2 tRNA genes are annotated in these 363 nt (G+C 39.7%); both read right to left on the bottom strand.

What is annotated here, in order from left to right:
- Positions 1-2: 2 nt before the first annotated feature.
- A tRNA-Val gene (locus H5154_RS23245) sits at positions 3-75 on the bottom strand.
- A 169-nt stretch (positions 76-244) separates the two neighbouring features.
- Positions 245-320 (bottom strand) — tRNA-Val (locus H5154_RS23250).
- Between the last annotated feature and the right edge of the window lie 43 nt (positions 321-363).

Here is a 363-nt window from a genome sequence, read left to right on the forward strand (position 1 = left end):
GGTGGGTGATACTGGACTTGAACCAGTGACCCTCGCCTTGTAAGGGCGATGCTCTCCCAACTGAGCTAATCACCCACATATAAATTAAAACGCTACTATTAAAATAAATAGTACTGGACTTTAACTAGTGAACTTCGCCGTTACTTGTAAATAGCGGTGATGCTCTCTTTTTTCCAACTGAGCTTGTGACTCATATTACAAATTTAAAACATGCAACTACTAATATAATAACAGGTTCTATATGTGGTGGGTGATACTGGACTTGAACCAGTGACCCTCGCCTTGTAAGGGCGATGCTCTCCCAACTGAGCTAATCACCCACATATAAATTAAAACGCTACTATTAAAATAAATAGTACTGGA

Origin of the sequence: Pseudoalteromonas sp. SR44-5, from assembly GCF_014163675.1 — a bacterium.
GTDB classification, from domain to species: domain Bacteria; phylum Pseudomonadota; class Gammaproteobacteria; order Enterobacterales; family Alteromonadaceae; genus Pseudoalteromonas; species Pseudoalteromonas rhizosphaerae.